General features: G+C 72.7%; 15 protein-coding genes and 1 pseudogene. 5 read left to right on the top strand and 11 right to left on the bottom strand.

Annotation, left to right across the window (positions count from 1 at the left end; translation table 11 throughout):
- Positions 1-51: 51 nt before the first annotated feature.
- Positions 52-810 carry an SDR family NAD(P)-dependent oxidoreductase gene (locus tag BLV05_RS27945; RefSeq protein WP_046771543.1) on the top strand — a complete coding sequence of 253 codons (759 nt, stop codon included), beginning with the start codon at positions 52-54 and terminating at the stop codon, positions 808-810.
- Between the two features lie 126 nt (positions 811-936).
- Positions 937-2,022, top strand: coding sequence for a type IV toxin-antitoxin system AbiEi family antitoxin domain-containing protein (locus BLV05_RS27940; RefSeq protein WP_152690987.1), 1,086 nt, complete (start codon positions 937-939; stop codon positions 2,020-2,022).
- A 48-nt stretch (positions 2,023-2,070) separates the two neighbouring features.
- Here the strand turns inward: BLV05_RS27940 and BLV05_RS27935 are convergent.
- The 7 genes and pseudogenes from BLV05_RS27935 to BLV05_RS27905 form a co-directional block, all read right to left on the bottom strand.
- A pseudogene (locus BLV05_RS27935) lies at positions 2,071-4,413 on the bottom strand (arylsulfatase).
- 48 nt (positions 4,414-4,461) lie between these two features.
- On the bottom strand, positions 4,462-4,728 hold the full coding sequence (locus BLV05_RS37230; RefSeq protein ID WP_046771545.1) for a hypothetical protein: 267 nt from the start codon (positions 4,726-4,728) through the stop codon (positions 4,462-4,464).
- The gene (locus tag BLV05_RS27925; RefSeq protein WP_046771546.1) at positions 4,668-5,120 is read right to left on the bottom strand and encodes a GH116 family glycosyl-hydrolase; all 453 of its coding nucleotides are present in this window, start codon (positions 5,118-5,120) and stop codon (positions 4,668-4,670) included. The genes BLV05_RS37230 and BLV05_RS27925 overlap by 61 nt, the downstream gene beginning before the upstream one ends.
- 16 nt (positions 5,121-5,136) lie before the next feature.
- Positions 5,137-5,841, bottom strand: coding sequence for a hypothetical protein (locus tag BLV05_RS27920; RefSeq protein ID WP_152690988.1), 705 nt, complete (start codon positions 5,839-5,841; stop codon positions 5,137-5,139).
- The gene (locus BLV05_RS27915; protein WP_046771548.1) at positions 5,838-6,734 is read right to left on the bottom strand and encodes a carbohydrate ABC transporter permease; all 897 of its coding nucleotides are present in this window, start codon (positions 6,732-6,734) and stop codon (positions 5,838-5,840) included. The genes BLV05_RS27920 and BLV05_RS27915 overlap by 4 nt, the downstream gene beginning before the upstream one ends.
- Positions 6,731-7,666, bottom strand: a complete 936-nt coding sequence (locus tag BLV05_RS27910; RefSeq protein WP_063932626.1) for a carbohydrate ABC transporter permease — start codon at positions 7,664-7,666, stop codon at positions 6,731-6,733. The genes BLV05_RS27915 and BLV05_RS27910 overlap by 4 nt, the downstream gene beginning before the upstream one ends.
- Positions 7,663-9,018: an ABC transporter substrate-binding protein gene (locus tag BLV05_RS27905; protein ID WP_197683361.1), complete on the bottom strand. Its 1,356-nt coding sequence runs from the start codon at positions 9,016-9,018 to the stop codon at positions 7,663-7,665. Before BLV05_RS27905 ends, BLV05_RS27910 begins: the two co-directional genes overlap by 4 nt.
- 296 nt (positions 9,019-9,314) lie before the next feature.
- On the opposite strand from BLV05_RS27905, the gene BLV05_RS27900 reads away from it, so the two are divergent.
- On the top strand, positions 9,315-9,755 hold the full coding sequence (locus BLV05_RS27900) for a pyridoxamine 5'-phosphate oxidase family protein (RefSeq protein ID WP_197683360.1): 441 nt from the start codon (positions 9,315-9,317) through the stop codon (positions 9,753-9,755).
- Positions 9,752-10,594, top strand: a complete 843-nt coding sequence (locus BLV05_RS27895; protein WP_152690989.1) for an aminoglycoside phosphotransferase/kinase family protein — start codon at positions 9,752-9,754, stop codon at positions 10,592-10,594. The genes BLV05_RS27900 and BLV05_RS27895 overlap by 4 nt, the downstream gene beginning before the upstream one ends.
- Before the next feature lie 73 nt (positions 10,595-10,667).
- Here BLV05_RS27895 and BLV05_RS27890 read toward each other — a convergent pair whose 3' ends face one another.
- Positions 10,668-11,666: a YdcF family protein gene (locus BLV05_RS27890; RefSeq protein ID WP_046771550.1), complete on the bottom strand. Its 999-nt coding sequence runs from the start codon at positions 11,664-11,666 to the stop codon at positions 10,668-10,670.
- 62 nt (positions 11,667-11,728) lie between these two features.
- Between BLV05_RS27890 and BLV05_RS27885 the strand changes: the two genes are divergently transcribed.
- Entirely contained in the window at positions 11,729-12,289 is a 561-nt protein-coding gene (locus tag BLV05_RS27885) for a DinB family protein (protein ID WP_046771551.1), read from the top strand.
- A 61-nt stretch (positions 12,290-12,350) separates the two neighbouring features.
- Here BLV05_RS27885 and BLV05_RS27880 read toward each other — a convergent pair whose 3' ends face one another.
- From BLV05_RS27880 to BLV05_RS27870, 3 genes are all read right to left on the bottom strand, one after another.
- A complete protein-coding gene (locus tag BLV05_RS27880; protein WP_197683359.1) occupies positions 12,351-13,079 on the bottom strand; it encodes a response regulator in 729 nt (242 codons plus the stop codon).
- Positions 13,076-14,242 carry a sensor histidine kinase gene (locus tag BLV05_RS27875; protein WP_197683358.1) on the bottom strand — a complete coding sequence of 389 codons (1,167 nt, stop codon included), beginning with the start codon at positions 14,240-14,242 and terminating at the stop codon, positions 13,076-13,078. The genes BLV05_RS27880 and BLV05_RS27875 overlap by 4 nt, the downstream gene beginning before the upstream one ends.
- A 74-nt stretch (positions 14,243-14,316) precedes the next feature.
- Entirely contained in the window at positions 14,317-16,437 is a 2,121-nt protein-coding gene (locus BLV05_RS27870) for an MMPL family transporter (protein WP_082155652.1), read from the bottom strand.
- Positions 16,438-16,490: the final 53 nt, after the last annotated feature.

The raw sequence follows: 16,490 nt of genomic DNA, 5'->3' as shown, positions 1-16,490 counted from the left end.
CGCGACTTGAATTGACTCGTCAGAACGGATCTGCCGAGAGGAACGAACACCATGAGCGTCGCAGTCGTCATCGGGGGAAGCGCGGGAATCGGGCAAGCCGCAGCGGTGGCCGCCGCACACCGCGGGTTCGGCGTCGTCGTCACCTACCGCCGCCATCCGGAGGGCGCGGACGAGACGATCCGCGCGGTCAAGGAGCTCGGCGGCACCGCGGTGGCGCTGCCGCTCGACGTGGGCGACGCCGCCTCGTTCGGCGCGTTCGCCGAGCGGCTGCGCGAGACGATCGCCGCGACCTGGCCGGGCGGCCGCGTCGAGGCGCTGGTGAACAATGCCGGGATCGGTGAGATGGCGTTGCTCGGCGACATCACCGACGAGCAGTACGAGCGGCTGCACCGGGTGCTGCTGAAGGGGCCGCTGTTCCTCACGCAGGCGCTGCTGCCACTGCTCGCCGACGGCGCCGCGATCGTCAACACCACCAGCACGTCGACCAACCCCGCCGGGGTCACGCCCGGCTACTCCGTCTACGCGGCGATGAAGGGCGGCCTCGTCGTGCTGACCCGCTACCTCGCGAAGGAGTTGGCCGGCCGCGGGATCCGGGTCAACTCGGTCTCGCCCGGCCCGACCCGCACCCGCCTCGGCGACGACGCGTTCGACCGCTTCCCCGAGCTGATCGCCCCGCAGGCCGCCCGCACCGCCCTCGGCCGCATCGGCGCGCCCGACGACATCGGCGCCGTCATCGCCTTCCTCCTCTCCGACGACGCCCGCTGGATCACCGGCCAGGACATCGAGGCCTCCGGCGGCTACGACCTGTGAACGTCGCGAGCCCGATGGGTGAGCGTCTACTGTCGCCATGGCCACAGCAGACGCTCACCCATCGGGTTATCCACAGGTGGCGAATACCCGCTTTCCTCCATGGCTTCCATCGCGCAGGATCGCGTCGTGCCACATGAGCGCGCCCTCGCCCTCGCCCGGGTTCAGGATGGGCTCCTCACCCGCCAGCAGGCGCTCGCCGCCGGCATGAGTGCCGAAGCAGTGCGGCATGCCATCCGGCCCGGCGGCCCGTGGCAGCGCGTCCTGCCGGGCGTCTACGCGACGTTCAGCGGGCCTCTCAGCCCGCTGCACCGGCTGCGTGCGGCCGTCCTCCACGCGGGTGAGGGCGCCCTGGTCACCGGTCCGTGGGCCTGTGACCTGGCGGGGCTGCGGTACGGCCCGCCGGTCGACGACAACGTCGACCTGCTCGTGGACTGGGCTCGCGGCCAGCGTGGGCACGGATTCGTCCGCACCATCCGGACTCGCCGCATGCCGAAGGGCCAGCGTTGGCTCGACGACGAGCGGCTGTCCGCACTTCAGCGCTGCGGACCACCGCTGGACGAGGTGCTCGACCCGCTCGCGCCGACCGCGTCGCCTGGCGTTGTGCCAGTCGTCCCGGTCGCGCGCGCCGTCGCGGACACGGTGGTCCGCTGGGCACGGCTGCCGGCGGACTGGCGGCCGAATTGCTCACGCACCGGCGGCTGCCGCGCTTGCTGGGACGAACCAGGCCATCACCGGGCACGCGCGTTACGCAACACCCGCGCCCTCATGTGCGAGGCCGTTCAACGACGCCGCGCCACCCTCACGGACCTGCGCATCGAGGTCGGCGCCGCACCGCGGCGCGGTGGCGCTCTCGCCCGGCTCGCCATGTACGACATCGAGGCGGGCTGCCGCTCCGCACCCGAGTGCGAACTCCGTGACCTCGTCCGCACCAGCCAGTTCCTCCCGGAACCCCGCTGGAACCAGGTGCTCCCCGGCCAGCGCGGCATCCATCCCGACGCCTGCTGGGAACGAGCCTGTTTGGTCGTCGAGGTCGACTCGCGCAGCTTCCACGGTTTCGGCGACGCGCCGGCCCGCACCGAGGAGCGCCGGGCCCGCTACGCCGCCCTCGGCTGGCGCGTCCTCCCGGTCTCTCCCGCCCGGCTCCGAACCGAACCCGGCGCCGTCCTGCGCGAGATCGAGGCCGCCTACCTCTCCGGCCACCGAGATGGGTGAGCGGCTGCTGTTGTCATGGCCACAGCAGACGCTCACCCATCATCGGGCTCACTCGCGGGCCATCATGGCCACGGCCTCCTTCTCGAGGTCGACGAACGGCTCGCCGGAGACGTCGACGATGGCGGCAATGATGGTGCCGCCGGTGAAGGCGTACGGGCTGGCGCCGGGGTAGTCCTCGGTGACCGGCGACGCCGGGTCCTGTCCGACGTTGAGGCCCTCGCCGACGAGGGAGAAGTTGCCCGGCTGGGTGACGATCGTGCCCTCGCCGACCAACCGGTCGTCGATGTACAGGCTCAGCGTGCCGGTGGTCGGCAGCGCGTCGCCGGCCTTGACGAAGGCGGCCGACAGCACGACGTCGCCCGTGGGCACGGCAGCGTCGCCGACGATCGTCTGAACGTTGCTGCCGACGAAGTTGTAGACGTAGCGCAGCCGGCCGTCCTTGACGTACAGGGCGTGGCCGCCGAACCGGGCGCCGTGCGAGAACAGCACGCCCTGGGCGTCAGCCGTGTCGATGTGCGTCTCGACGGCGATGGTGAAGTCGCGGTTGCGGACGTTCACCGCCGCGGTCTCGGGCACCTCGGCGGTCCCCGGGTAGTAGACGTACCGCCCGCGCGGCGGCGCCACCTGGGGCCGGGTCGGGTCGGACAGCACCTCGGCCGCCGTCAGGTCGACCAGCGGCAGGCCGTGGTACATCCCGGCGAGGTGGAACCAGTGGCTGATCATCTCCTGCAGCTTGACCGGGTGCTCCGCGGCGAGGTCGTGGCTCTCGGTCGGGTCGGCGTCGGTGTGGTACAGCTCCCAGCGGTCCTGGTCGAAGTGGCTCCAGCCGGCGATCGTCGGGTGGACGGTGACCGCCTTCCAGCCCTTGTGCCACACCGCCCGCGACCCGAGCATCGAGAAGAACGCCGACTCCTTGGGCGTCGGCACGTCGTCGCTCTCGAAGGTCGACCGGAAGCTCACGCCCTCCAGCGGCAGCTGCGGGTACCCCTTGACGGTGTCCGGCAGCTCGACGTCCAGCAGGTCGTACATGGTCGGGACGATGTCGGTGGCGTGCAGGAACTGGTGGCGCAGCTCGCCCCGGGCCGCGATGCCGGCCGGCCACGACACCAGCAGCGGGTCGGCCACGCCGCCCTCGAAGTTGTACCGCTTCCACATCTTGAACGGTGTGTTGAACGCCCACGCCCAGCCCACCGGGTAGTGGTTGTAGGTGGACGGCGAGCCGAGCTCGTCGATGGCGCGCAGGTTCTCCTCGAGGTCGTCGGGGATGTTGTTGAAGAACTTGTTCTCGTTGACCGAGCCGTTCGGCCCGCCCTCGCCGCTGGCGCCGTTGTCGGACACCAGCACGATGATGGTGTTGTCGAACTGGCCGGACCGGTCCAGGTAGTCCAGCAGCCGGCCGATCTCGTGGTCGGTGTGCGACAGGAACCCGGCGTACACCTCGGCCATGCGGCAGAACAGCCGCCTCTCCTCCTCCGACAGCGAGTCCCACGGCCGGACGACGTCCAGGGCCGGCCACGGCTTGCCGTCCGGGGAGGTCTCCTCCGCGTTCGGGTTGGACGGGGACAGCTCGGCGCCCGCGGGGAAGATCCCCAGCTCCTTCTGCCGGGCGAACACCCGCTCGCGGTACGCCTCGTAGCCCTCGTCGAACCGGCCCCGGTACCGGTCAATCCACTCCTTCGCGACCTGGTGCGGCGCGTGCGTGGCGCCGGGGCAGAAGTACATGAAGAACGGCTTGCCCGGCGTGATCATCTTCGCGTCGCGGATGAACTCGATCGCCCGGTCGGTCAGGTCGGTCGTCAGGTGGTAGCCGTCCTCGGGCAGCGACGGCTGCTACACCGGGTGGTTGTCGTAGACGAGGTCCGGGTACCACTGGTTGGTCTCGCCGCCGAGGAAGCCGTAGTAGCGCTCGAACCCGCGCCCGATCGGCCAGTTCCGCTTCGTCGAGGCCAGGTTCATCTCGTCAGCCGGGCACAGGTGCCACTTGCCGAGCATGTAGGTGTTCCACCCGCGCTCGCCCAGCACCTCGGCGATCGTCGCGCACTCGAACGGGATGTGGCCGTTGCCGTTGGGGAAGCCGACGGTCGCCTCGGCGATGCAGGCCATCCCGTTGGTCGTGTGGTTGCGCCCGGTCAGCAGCGACGAGCGGGTCGGCGAGCACAGCGCCGTGGTGTGCCAGTTCGTGTACGTGAGGCCGCGCTCGGCCAGCCGCCGGATGTTCGGCGTCTCGATCAGCCCGCCCCACGGCTCCATGGCGGCGAACCCGACGTCGTCGAGCACGATGTACAAGACGTTGGGCGCGCCGTCCGGCGCCACCGGCTGGAGGTACGGCGCCCAGTCCGGCCTCGAGTCCCGCACGTCCACGTCGATGACGCCCTCGAACCTGTTGCCCATGAGCCGGCTCCCCTCCCGATCGATGTCTCCATCGTTCGGGGCGCCGGCCTAGGGGAGCGTCACCCGTTCGGGGTGACTGTCGGCAGCCGCGACGACGTCGCCGTCAGGCCCGATGAGCTCCCAGCGGCGCACCGGCGCCTCCCCATGCAGGACGTCGAGCGTCACCGTCGCGCCCGACCGCGACACCTGGCCCCAGGCCGTGCCCAGCGTGACCGGCCAGCTGGTTCCGTCGTCCGGGAGCCCGCCGGCCCGGCTCAGGCCGCGGCGGCGCAGGAAGGCCAGGAACTCCTCCGGCCGCCGCCACTGCGCGAGCACGGCCGCACCGGGATCGTCGACGGCGAGCACCAGCTGCCCGGCTCCGGGGTGTGCGGGGGCCAGCGTGTGGTTCTCCATGACGACGTGGGTCCAGCCCTCGCCGCCTGCCACCCGGGCACGACGTCGTCGGTGACCAGCGGCGTCGGCGCGTGCGGCCCCGGAGCCGGCCGCGCCTGCAGGACGCGGAGCTCGTCCAGCGGCGGCTCCCACTGGGTCGCCCGGAGCGCGAGGAACGAGCCGGGCAGGTCGCCGCGGTGGTTGCCGAGGTTGTGCAGCTGCCACTGACGCAGCCCGCCGTCGGCGCCGAGCGCCACCGTGCCGGTGCCGATGCCGCCGAGCGGCATGGCGACGTGCCGTCCGTCCTCGTGCGCGATCGAGCGGGGTTCCGGCATGGAGGTCCTTTCGGTTTCAGCGATCGGTACGCCGGGCCGGCGTGACGCCGAGCCCGCCGAGCGCCGTCCACGCGGCGCTGACCAGCACCACCGCGGCGACGCCCGGGACGACGAGCAGCAGTACCTGGAGCCGAAGCGCCAGCCAGGCCAGCAGCGCCGCGGCCACCCACCCGCCCAGCACCGGTACCGGACGGCGGGCGGCGGCGATGAACGCGACGACCCAGACGTTGCGCCACGGCGCGCCGGGCCGGTCGAGGATCAGCGCGACGGCGGCGGGTGCCAGCAGGACGGCGTGGGCGGCGACGACCGACCCGGCCAGCGCCGGCACCAGGGCCGCCGCCGACCCCGTCCGCCCGTACACCTCGAAGGCCACCAGCGTCAGCGCGACGGCGGCCGTGGCGGTCCAGACCACGGCGACGGCCCGGAGCCACCCGGGGGTCCACAGATCACAGGCCCGCAGGTCGCCGTCGACCACCAGCCGCTGGGCGACGACCGTCAGCCCGACGAGCGCCGGGGCACCCACCAGGCCGGCGATCGCCGTCATGACCAGCAGGTGACCGCCGCTCAGCCGGCTCGCCGCCACGACGACGGCGAACACCGGCAGCGACCCGGCCAGCACCCACGGCGCCCTGGCCCACAGCGCCCGGGCGCCGCGGGGCAGCCAGTCCTCCTCCGCGGCGGCCCCGGCCGGACCGGGGAGCGCGATCGTCCGCATCGTCATCCCCGCAACCCCGCGGTCGCCACCGACGCGACGAAGTTGCGCTGGAAGGCGAGGAACAGGACGAGGACCGGCGCCACCACCATCGCGATCGCGGCGAACACGACCGCGGCCGGCGCGCCGCCCTGGCCGCTCTGCAGCGTCACCAGCCCCAGCGGCAGCGTCATCTTCTCCGGGCTGGAGATGAAGATCAGCGGGCCGAAGTAGTTGTTCCACGACGCCTGGAAGCCGAGGATCGCCAGCGCCGACAGCGCCGGGCCGGACAGCGGCACCAGCATCCGGAACAGGATCCACAGGTGGCCGGCGCCGTCGATGCGGGCCGCCTCGTCCAGCTCGCGCGGGATCGAGTTGAAGTACTGCCGCAGGAAGAAGATCGCGAACACGTTGATCAGCGCCGGCAGCCACAGCGACGTCAGCGTGTCCACCAGGTTGAGGTTACGCATCAGCACGAACACCGGGATGATCGTCAGCTGCGCCGGCACCATCAGCGCGCTCAGCATCGCCACCAGGATCTGGTCGCGCCCGGTGAACGACAGCCGCGAGAACGCGTACGCGGCCAGGACGGCGACCAGCAGCGACCCGCCGACGCTGATGACGGCCACGATCAGGCTGTTCAGCGCCATCCGCCCGAACGGTATGAGCTCGAGTGCGTAAGAGTAGTTCTCGGTCGAGAACGGCGACGGCAGCCAGTTCGGCGGCAGCGTGAACGCCTCGCCCGGCTCGGTCGCGCTGGCGGCGAACAGCCAGACCAGCGGCGCGGCCATGAGCAGCCCGATGACCAGCACCAGGACGTCGAAGGCGATCGCGCCCGGACGACGCCGCCGGCGCCCGCGCTCGCGCGGCCGTTCGCGGGGCCGGAGGAGGTCGTTCGCGTCCACGTCGACGCGCAGGCTCATCGCTCGTACACCCACTTCCGCGCGACCAGGAACTGCAGGCCGGTCACCGCCATGATCACGACGAACACGAGGATCGCGATGGCCGACGCGTAGCCGATCTGGAAGGCCTGGAATCCGGTCTGGTACAGGTACATGACGATCGTCATCGTGGCGTCGTCCGGCCCGCCGCCGGTGATGATCTGGATCGGGTCGAAGATCTGGAACGCGCCGATGAACGTGATGATCACCGCGAAGAACAGCACCGGCGACATCATCGGGACGGTCACGTGCCAGAAGACCTGCCACCGGTTCGCGCCGTCCGTCCGGGCCGCCTCGACCAGCTCCGACGGCACCGTCTGCAGGCCGGCGAGCATGATCACGAAGGTGAAGCCGATGGTGTACCAGAAGTCGATCCCGATGATCGCCGGCAGCGACCACGTGGGGTCGACGAACCAGTTCGGCGCGTCGATGCCGATCTTGTCGAGGTAGTACGCCACCAGCCCGAACGTCGGGTCGAGCACGTACTTCCACAGCAGCGCGACCGCCGCCCACGACAGCAGGTACGGGAAGAACACCGCGCTGCGGGTGAAGTACGAGACGAACCGGTTCATCGGCCGGTTCACCGCCAGCGCCAGCAGCAGCGCGCCGAACACGTGCGTCACCACGGAGGCCAGTGCGAACAGGAACGTGTTCAGCAGCGCCTTCGGCAGCAGCGGGTCGGAGAACAGCCGCCGGAAGTTCTCCAGGCCGACGTACTCGCGCGGCGTCAGCAGGTCCCACGAGTGGACGCTCAGGAAGATCGCGAACGCGAGCGGGCCCGCGATGAAGACGAGGAACAGCACCAGCGCCGGGCTCAGGAACGCCCACCCCGCCAGCGTCTCTCGGCGCCGGGCGCGGCGCCGCGGTGGACCGTCCGTGCCGATGCCGACCGGGGTGGCGACGCCGGCCGTCATAGCAGTCCGGCCAGTTCCTCGTTCGCCTGCGCCAGGGCCGCCTCGGGCGACTCGTTCCCGCTGAGCGCCTTGTCCCAGGCGTTGATCATCGCCGTCTGCACCTCGGCGCCCCGGTCCGGCGACGGGACCGGGGTGGCGTAGGAGATGGCCTCCGAGAGCGCCGTCGTCCCCTCGGGCGCGTCGTCGGTGAAGGCGGGGCTGTTCGCGACGGACAGCCGGGCCGGGACGATGGTGCCGCCGATCGAGGCGTAGTACTCGCTGGCCTCCTTCGACATCATGAACTTGATGAACGCCCAGGCGGCGTTCTTCTTCTCCGACGCCTTGGTGATCGGCCACGCGTCCCAGCCGACCGGCGAGCCGGGCCCGGTCTTCTGCGGCATCGGCACGATCGCCATCTTGTCGACCAGCTCCAGCCGGCGCATGTCGATGACCGGCCAGCGGCCGCCCGCGATCGCGGCCAGGGTGCCCTTCGAGAGCGCCTCGCCCGCGTCGAAGGCGCCGCCGGGCTCGGGCGCGTACCCGTTGGCGATGAGGTCGCGGCAGAACTGCAGCGACTCGATCGACTGCGGTGTGTCGAACGTCGGCGTCGCCCACTCCTCGTCCAGCGGCGACCCGCCGTTCGTCAGCATCCACGGCATGATCGCGGTGAACGGGTCGGACCCGATCGGCAGGATGAAGACGCCGGCCGCCTTCAGCTGCTCGGCCGCGACGAGGAAGTCGTCCCACGTCCAGCCGGCCGTGGGGGGCGCCGCGCCGGCCGCCGCCCAGGTCTCGGTGTTGTACCAGAAGCAGACCGTGTTGTACCCGCCCGGGATGTAGTACGTCTGCCCGTCGTGCGACGCGTACTTCGTGTTCCACTCGACGAGGTTCGGGTCGATGTCGGCGAAGTAGTCGTCGACGATGTCCTGGTCGCGCTCCATGTACGGCTCGAGCGGCTCCAGCAGGTCCTTCGACGCGAAGATCCGCTGCCCCTCGGTGGCGATCTGGATGATGTCGGGCACCTGCCCGCCGGCGATGCGCGTCGCCACCGTGTTGGAGAAGTCGCCCCAAGTGTCCGCCGCGATGCCCTGGGCGCGCAGCTTGATGTCCGGCTCCACCTTGTTGAACTCGGCGAACAGCTTGTTGAACGCCTCCTGCTGGTTGGCGTCGCCGCGGTACACGAACGTCAGGGTGTCACCGCCGCCTCCGCCCCCGCCGCCTCCGTCGCTGGTCGAGCCGGGGCTCTCGCAGCCGGCCACCGAGCCGAGCACCGGCACGGTCGCCGCGGCACCCATGAGCTGCAGCAGCCGCCGCCGCGACAGCGCGCTGGTCTCCGTACCGGTGCTGGTCAGGTGTTCGCGGGTGAAGCGCATCGGATCCTCCTTGATCGACGACGGCGATGAGGCGGGTGCCCGGGATCCGTGCGTGCGGCCGGAGCGGGGCCAACACGTCGGAAATCGATTTCCGCGGAACGATATAGCCGCCCGCGACTGCCGTCAATAGGAGGCACGTTCGCCCACCTCGTGACCCACTCCCATGATCATCAACCTTTTGCGTCACTTGAGCAGCACGAAAGGTTGATGATCATGGGACGGAGGAGGCAATCGATTTCTGGCTTGCGCGACGGCCCCGGTGGCGGCGTTGCCCGGCGGCGGCGGATCATGGTCGCGTGGACGCCACGAGCGATGCCGATTCCGCCGGGCTGGAGAAGCTGGACCGGAGCACGTGTTACACGCTGCTGGCGGGCGCGCCGATCGGCCGCATCGTGTTCACTGAGGGCGCGCTGCCGGCGATCCAGCCGGTGAACTTCGTCCTCGACGGCGACGACGTCATCATCCGGACCGGCATGGACTCGAAGCTGGCCGCCGCCACCCGCTCGGCCGTCGTGGCGTTCGAGGCGGACCAGTACGACGCGGACACGCTGGCCGGCTGGTCGGTGGTCCTGGTCGGCCGCGCCGAGGCCGTCACGAACGACGCCGAGCGGCGGCGGCTGGCCGGACTCGGGCTCACGCCGTGGGCGCCGGGCGCCCGGCCGCACTACGTGCGCATCCGCCCGAGATCGTCCGCGGCCGCCGGCTACCGCCCCAGCGCGCCGCCGACTGATCGATGACGGTGGACGAGCTGCCGGACTGGGCACCGGCGTGGTGCCGGGACCGGCTGGGCTCCGAGCCGGCCGGGGTGCTGTTCGCGCGGCACTCGATCTCGGCCGTGTTCGGCCTGCGCCTGGCCGGCGGCGCGGAGGTCGTGCTGAAGGCGCGCCCCGACGACGGGCGGGCCGACGCGTGCGTCGAGGCGCAGCGGCGGCTGGCCGAGCGCGGGTTGCCGTGCCCCCGGCCGATCACGCCGGTGCCGCGCGTCGGGACGCTGGCCGTGCACGCCGAGGAGTACCGGCCCGGCGGCGCCGTGCTGGGCGGCGACTCACCGGAGGTGGCCACGCTGTATGCCGGCGTGTTCGCCGAGCTGATGTCCGGGCTCGCCGGCGTGGACGTCGCGCCGCCGCTGCCGAGCCCGCGGTGGGCGCGGTGGGACCACGCCGGTCCCGGCCTGTGGCCGGCCATCGACTTCCTCGACGAGCGCGACCGGAGCGCCGTCCCCGCCCACGTCGTCGACACGGCACAGCGGGCGCGGCGGCGGCGGCTGCTCGCCGCCGGCCTGCCGTGCGTGCTGGGGCACGCCGACTTCGAGGCGCAGAACCTGCGCTGGCACGGCCACGACGTGTGGATGGTGCACGACTGGGACAGCCTGGCCTGGCAGCCGGAGGCGGCGCTGGCCGGCGCCGCGAGCGGGGCGTTCGCCAGCGCCGGCCCGCCCACGCTGGCGCCGGTCGACAGCTCGGCGGCGTTCCTGGCCACCTACCAGGACCGCCGCGGGCGCGCGTTCACCGCCGCGGAACGGGAGGTCGCCTGGGCGGCCAGCCTGACGTCACGCCCCCGCCCCCGCCCCCGTTGATCATGGAGAAGGTCGGCTTCGGAGGCGCTCGGAGGCCGACCTTCTCCATGATCAACTGGGTGGTCGCGGGATGTCAGCCGAGGAGGTAGAGGACGGGCGGGCCGGCGACGATCAGGGCGAGGATCGTGCCGTGGAGGACCTTGTGGTCGGCCAGCAGCGCGACGAACTCGCGCAGGAAGGCGTTGGGCACGTAGTAGCGCGCCGTCTTGGCCCCGGCGACCTGCGCTGGCAGCCGGAGCTGACGGGACTGGATGGCGGCGCGCAGTGCGTGGTAGCTGCTGGTGACGACGAGCAGCCGGCCGCCGGCGCCGCGCTCGGCCAGTAGCCGGTGGCTGAGGACCAGGTTCTCGCGGGTGGACGTGGACCGGTCCTCCTCGACCAGCACGTCGTCCGGCATGCCGTGCTCGCGCAGGTAGCCGCCCATCGCGCGGGCCTCGGTGACCGGCTCGTCCGGTCCCTGCCCGCCGGACGTGACGACGAGCGGCGTGTGGCCGGCGGACAGCTCGCGCCGGTAGAGTTGGACGGCCTTGTCGAGGCGGCTGGCCAGCAGCGGCGGGACGGTGCCGCGGGAGACGCTGGCGCCGAGGACGATGATCGCGGTGTGCCCGGGCGCCGGCGTCAACCGTGAGTACACCAGCGCGTACAGCGTGACCAGCGTGAACACGAACCCGATGTAGCCGGCCACGCCGAGCAACGAGAGCAGCAGCGCCGGGAGCACGCCGGGATCGTCCTCGCGGGCGGCGATCAGGAACCCCGCCGGGACGATCACGATCACGGCGACGATGGCGAGGCCGGCCAGCAGCGACAGCGCGTTGCCGAGCCGGAACCGCTCGCGGCGCAGCACTCTGACGCCGTTGACGATGAGCAGGACGGCCAGCCCGGCGACGAGCAGCGGCGAGAGAGCGATGAGGACGATCAGCACGTCCGGGGCCAGCTCGTCGAGCAGCCCGAGCAGCACCAGGCCCGCGCCGCACAGCAGCAGGAGCCCGTTGCTCAGCCGCCGCGGCTCACGATGGAACCGCCAGGCGAAGACGGCGAGCAGGGCACCGCCGAGGACGAGCTGCGGCGTCATGCGCGCACAGTAACCGGGAAATTCGGTTGCCCGCCGCGTGGACGCGCAGGATCGTACGTGGCATGAGCGATGCGCCCGACAGGTGGACCCAGGCGACCGTCTACGCGGACATGTGGGTCGACCCCGCCGACGACCCGCGCAACACCGACGGCGTCAGCCCCGACGGCGAGCTGGCCACGCTGCAGGACTACACGACGTCCTATCGGCTGACGCTGCGGATGAAGTGCGAGGGTCTCGACGCCGAGCAGCTGGCGCTCCGCTCGGTCCCGCCGTCGACGATGTCGCTGCTCGGGCTGGTCCGCCACCTGGCCGAGGTCGAGCGCGACTGGCGCAACTGGATCCGCCCCGACGACCCCGCGCCGAAGCTGTACGGCCCGCGCGACTCCGACTTCGACGGCGCCGTCGGCGACCAGGCGGTGGCCGACGCCGCGTTCGCCGATCTCGCCCGCGAGCAGGCGGCCACCGACGCGGCGCTGACGGAGCACCCCGACCTCGGCGCCCGGGTCGGCCGCGACGGCATCGCCGTCCGCGAGCTGTGGGTGCACCGCATCGAGGAGTACGCCCGCCACTGCGGCCACGCCGACCTGCTGCGCGAGTGCGTCGACGGCCGGGTGGGCCAATAACCGGCGCCCGCTCCATGATCATGTTCCCTGGCGGCGTGTCAGCGACCGCCAGGGAACATGATCATGGCGGAGGGGCGGAGGGGACGGTGACCAGGCCGGTCTCGTAGGCGGTGACGACGAGCTGGGCGCGGTCGCGGGCGCCCAGCTTGAAGAACAGCCGCGACACGTGCGTCTTCGCGGTCAGCGGCGAGAGCACCAGGTGCTCGGCGATCTCGTGGTTGGACAGCCCGCGCCCGACGAGGGCCAGGATCTCGCGCTCGCGCGGGGTGAGGTCGCCCAGCCGGGTGTCGTCCGGCGCCGCCGGGACGGCTCGGGCCTCGCGGGCGGCGACGGGCGCGGCGGCGACGTAGGCCTCGATCAGCCGCTTCGTGACCCGGGGCGCGAGCAGCGCCTGGCCGTCGTGCACGAGGCGGACGGCCTCGACCAGCGCCTCGGGCTCGACGTCCTTGAGCAGGAACCCGGCCGCGCCGGCGCGCAGCGCCCCGAACACGTACTCGTCCAGCTCGAACGTCGTCAGCACGATCACCTTGACCGTCGCGAGCCGCGGGTCGGCGGTGATGCGCCGGGTGGCCTCGAGGCCGTCGACGTGCGGCATGCGGACGTCCATCAGCACGACGTCGGGGACGGTCTCGACGGCCAGGCGGACGGCCGCGCCGCCCTCGACCGCCTCGCCGACGACCTCGATGTCGGGCTCGGCGCCGAGCAGCGCCCGGAACCCGGCCCGCACGAGCGTCTGGTCGTCGACCAGGAGCACCCGGATCGCGGCGGTCTCGGCGGTCGCCGCGGTCACGGGGCGCCCACCGGCAGCGACGCCGCGACCCGCCAGCCGCCGCCGTCGCGCGGGCCGGCCTCGAACGACCCGCCGACCGCCACCGCCCGTTCGCGCATGCCCCGCAGGCCGCTGCCGGAGCCGGCGTGGCCGTTCGGTGCCGGGCCGCGGCCGCGGTCGTTCTCGACCTCGATGACGATCGTGTCGTCGTGGTGGGCGACCTTGACCCGCGCCGTCGTCGGCCCGACGTGGCGCAGCACGTTGGTCAGCGCCTCCTGGACGATGCGGTAGCCGGTGGCGTCGATGGCGGCGGGCAGCGCGCCGATGGCGGGGTCGAGGTCGACGTCGAGGTCGACGCCGGCCGAGCCGAGGCCCTCGCGCAGGTCCTCGATGCCGGCGATGCCCTGCGTGGGCCCGACCGGCGCCGTCACGGCGTCGGCGCCCTCCTCGCGGAGCAGGCCGAGGATCGAGCGCAGGTCGTCCAGCGACGCGCCGCTGACCCGCTTGATCTCGCGCAGCGTCGACCGCGCCTGCTCGGGGTCGCGGTCGAGCAGGTGGGCGCCGACGCCGGCCTGCACGTTGATGGCGACCATCGCGTGCGCGACGACGTCGTGGACGTCGCGGGCGATGCGCAGCCGCTCTTCGCCGACGCGGCGCAGCGCCTCCTCCTCACGGGTCCGCTCGGCCGACTCGGCCCGGTCGACCAGCGCGGCCGTGTAGGCGCGCCGGTCGTGGGCGGCCACGCCGAGCGCGAGCGGGATGACGACGTAGCCGAGGTTCATCGCGGTGTCCCAGCTGAAGTACGCGTGCGGGCTGTAGATGCGCAGGATCACCACGACCAGCGGCAGCGCCGTCGCGGCGGCGGCGATGGCGGCCCGCCGGCCGCGGACCGCGGTGAGGGTGTAGGCGCAGATCGCCGCCGGGCCGGCGACCGCGACGTAGACGTGGGCGAAGGAGAGGACGGCGAAGATCAGCGCCATGGCCAGCACGAGCGCGATCGCCGGCGCCCGGCGGCGCAGCAGCACCGGCAGCGAGGCCGCGACGATGGCGGCCACGGCGGCGACGGTGAGGTCCGCGTCGGGCGTCCGGACGACGTCGGCGCACATGAGCGCGGCGCACACGACGAACCCGGCCACGTCGACGACGCGGTCGCGGACGGCTCCGGCGGGCAGCAGGGTCACCACACCCTCACGGTAAACGGCCGGCGCCCGGCTCGTCGTCCTCCAGGGGGAGTACGTCGAGCCGGGCGCTCGGCCCGTCAGGCGCTCTCGGAGACGCCGACCCGGTCGTGGACCCGGCGCAGCCACATCGGCGCCCACCAGTTCCACTTGCCCAGCAGGCCCATCAGCGCCGGGACGAGCAGCGAGCGGACGACGAACGCGTCGACGAGGACGCCGATCGCGGTCGCGATGCCGATCTGCTGGATGAAGGAGATCTCGCTGGTGCTGAACGCGCCGATCGCGACCGCCAGCAGGAGCGCCGCCGCGGTGACGACGCTGCCGGTGCGGCCGAGCCCGACGGCGACCGCCTCGCGCTCCGGCTGGCCCTCCTCGCGCGCCTCCTTGATCCGTCCCAGCAGGAAGACGCCGTAGTCGGTGGAGAGGGCGAATACGAGCGCGGCGGCGATGAGGAAGTTGGCCGGCTCGACGCCGCCGTTGGGCGTGTAGCCGAGCAGGTCGGCGAACCGGCCGTCCTGGTAGATCCAGGTGATGGCGCCGAGCGAGACGCCGACGGTGAGCGCGTTCATCACGACCGCCTTCACCGGCAGCACGACCGACCCGGTCATCAGCCACAGCACCAGCATCGTCAGCAGCACCAGCAGCCCGACGGCCAGCGGGAGGCTGTCGGCGATCGCGTCCTGCTGGTCGATGAAGTCGGCGGCCGGCCCGCCGACGAGCGCGTCGGTGCCGCTGTCCTCGGCCAGCTCGCGGACCTCGGCGACGACGGAGCGGGCGTCCGCGCCGGCCGGGTCGCCGTCGACCTCGAGGTCGACCTGCCAGGTGCCGTCGCCGAGCTCGACGGCCTCGGCCGGTGCCGTGACGCCGGGCAGCGACGAGGCCTCGCTGGCGAACCCGGCGACGTCGCCGTCCGCGCCGTCGCCGGCCGCGATCGCGACGGTGACGGGGGTGGTGCCGGTGCTGTCGTAGTCGCTGTCGATCGCGTCGGTCACGACCCGGGCGCTCTGCCCCGGCGGCACGATGGTGCCGTCGACCGGCGTCCACTCGCTGCGCAGCGCCGGGGCGGCGAGGACCAGCATGATGGCGGCGGTGACCGCGGCGATCGCGCCGGGACGGCGCATGACGGCGTGCGAGATGCGGTACCAGCGGCCCTCGGCCGCGTCGTTCCTGCGGCGGCGGGCCAGCTTGGCGCCCCACAGGCCGAAGACGATCGGGCTGACCACCAGCGCCGCGGCGGCCGCGACGACGGCGACGACGGCGCCGGACACACCCATCGAGCGGAGGAAGCCCATCGGGAACACCACCAGCGTCGCCAGCGCGACGGCGACCGTCGCCGCCGAGAACACCACCGTGCGGCCGGCCGTGCGCATCGTCGTGACCACCGCGCCGAACGTCGCCCCCTGCCGGTCCAGCTCCTCGCGGTAGCGCGTCAGCAGGAACAGCGTGTAGTCGATCGCGAGGCCCAGGCCGAGCCCGATGATGAGGTTGAGCGCGAAGACGCTGATGCCGTAGAGCTCGTTGATCCCGGTCAGCGCCAGGAACGTGCCGAGCACGGTGGTGATGCCGACCACCAGCGGCAGCACCGCCGCCCGCCCGCCGAACACCAGCAGCGACAGCAGCACCAGCACGGGGAACGCGAGGAGCTCCGCGCGGCCGAGGTCCTGCTCGATCTGCTGGCCCAGCTGCAGGCTCGCGACGGCGCCGCCGCCCACCTCGACGCCGTCGTCCTCGGCGAACGCGTCGACCGCGGCCTGCGCCGTCTCCTCCTCGTTCGCCGACGCCTCCAACGTCCCGATGACCAGCGCCGACGACCCGTCCAGCGCCGTCCCGGCGGCGTCGGCGCGGGCGATGCCCTCGACGCCGGCCAGCGTCCCGGCGGCCGCGTCGACGGCGTCGTCACCGGTGCCCGGCGGCGTCTCCACCAGCAGGACGACGCCCGGCGACGGTTCGAGCCCGGTCGCGGCCTCGATCCGCTCGACCGCCCGCACGGAGTCGGCGTCGGGCGGCGCGAACCCGCCCTCGGTCTCGAGCGCGCCGGCGACCGGGCCGCCGAACGCGCCGGCCACGGCGACGAAGAGGAACAGGCCCACCAGCGCGCGGCGCGGGTGGGCGTAGAGGGCCCGGAGTAGCCGCCGCAGCGGCCCCGACTCCCGGGCGTCGGGCGGGGTGACGTGAGAGCCGGTCGGCTGCGTGAGGTTCATTGCACAGACCCTCGCCGCAACGGCCACCCCGCCGCGTCCGGCCGGGGGAGTAA

It is taken from the genome of Jiangella alkaliphila, assembly GCF_900105925.1.
GTDB classification, from domain to species: domain Bacteria; phylum Actinomycetota; class Actinomycetes; order Jiangellales; family Jiangellaceae; genus Jiangella; species Jiangella alkaliphila.
This window is presented reverse-complemented; position numbering and strand designations above follow the sequence as displayed.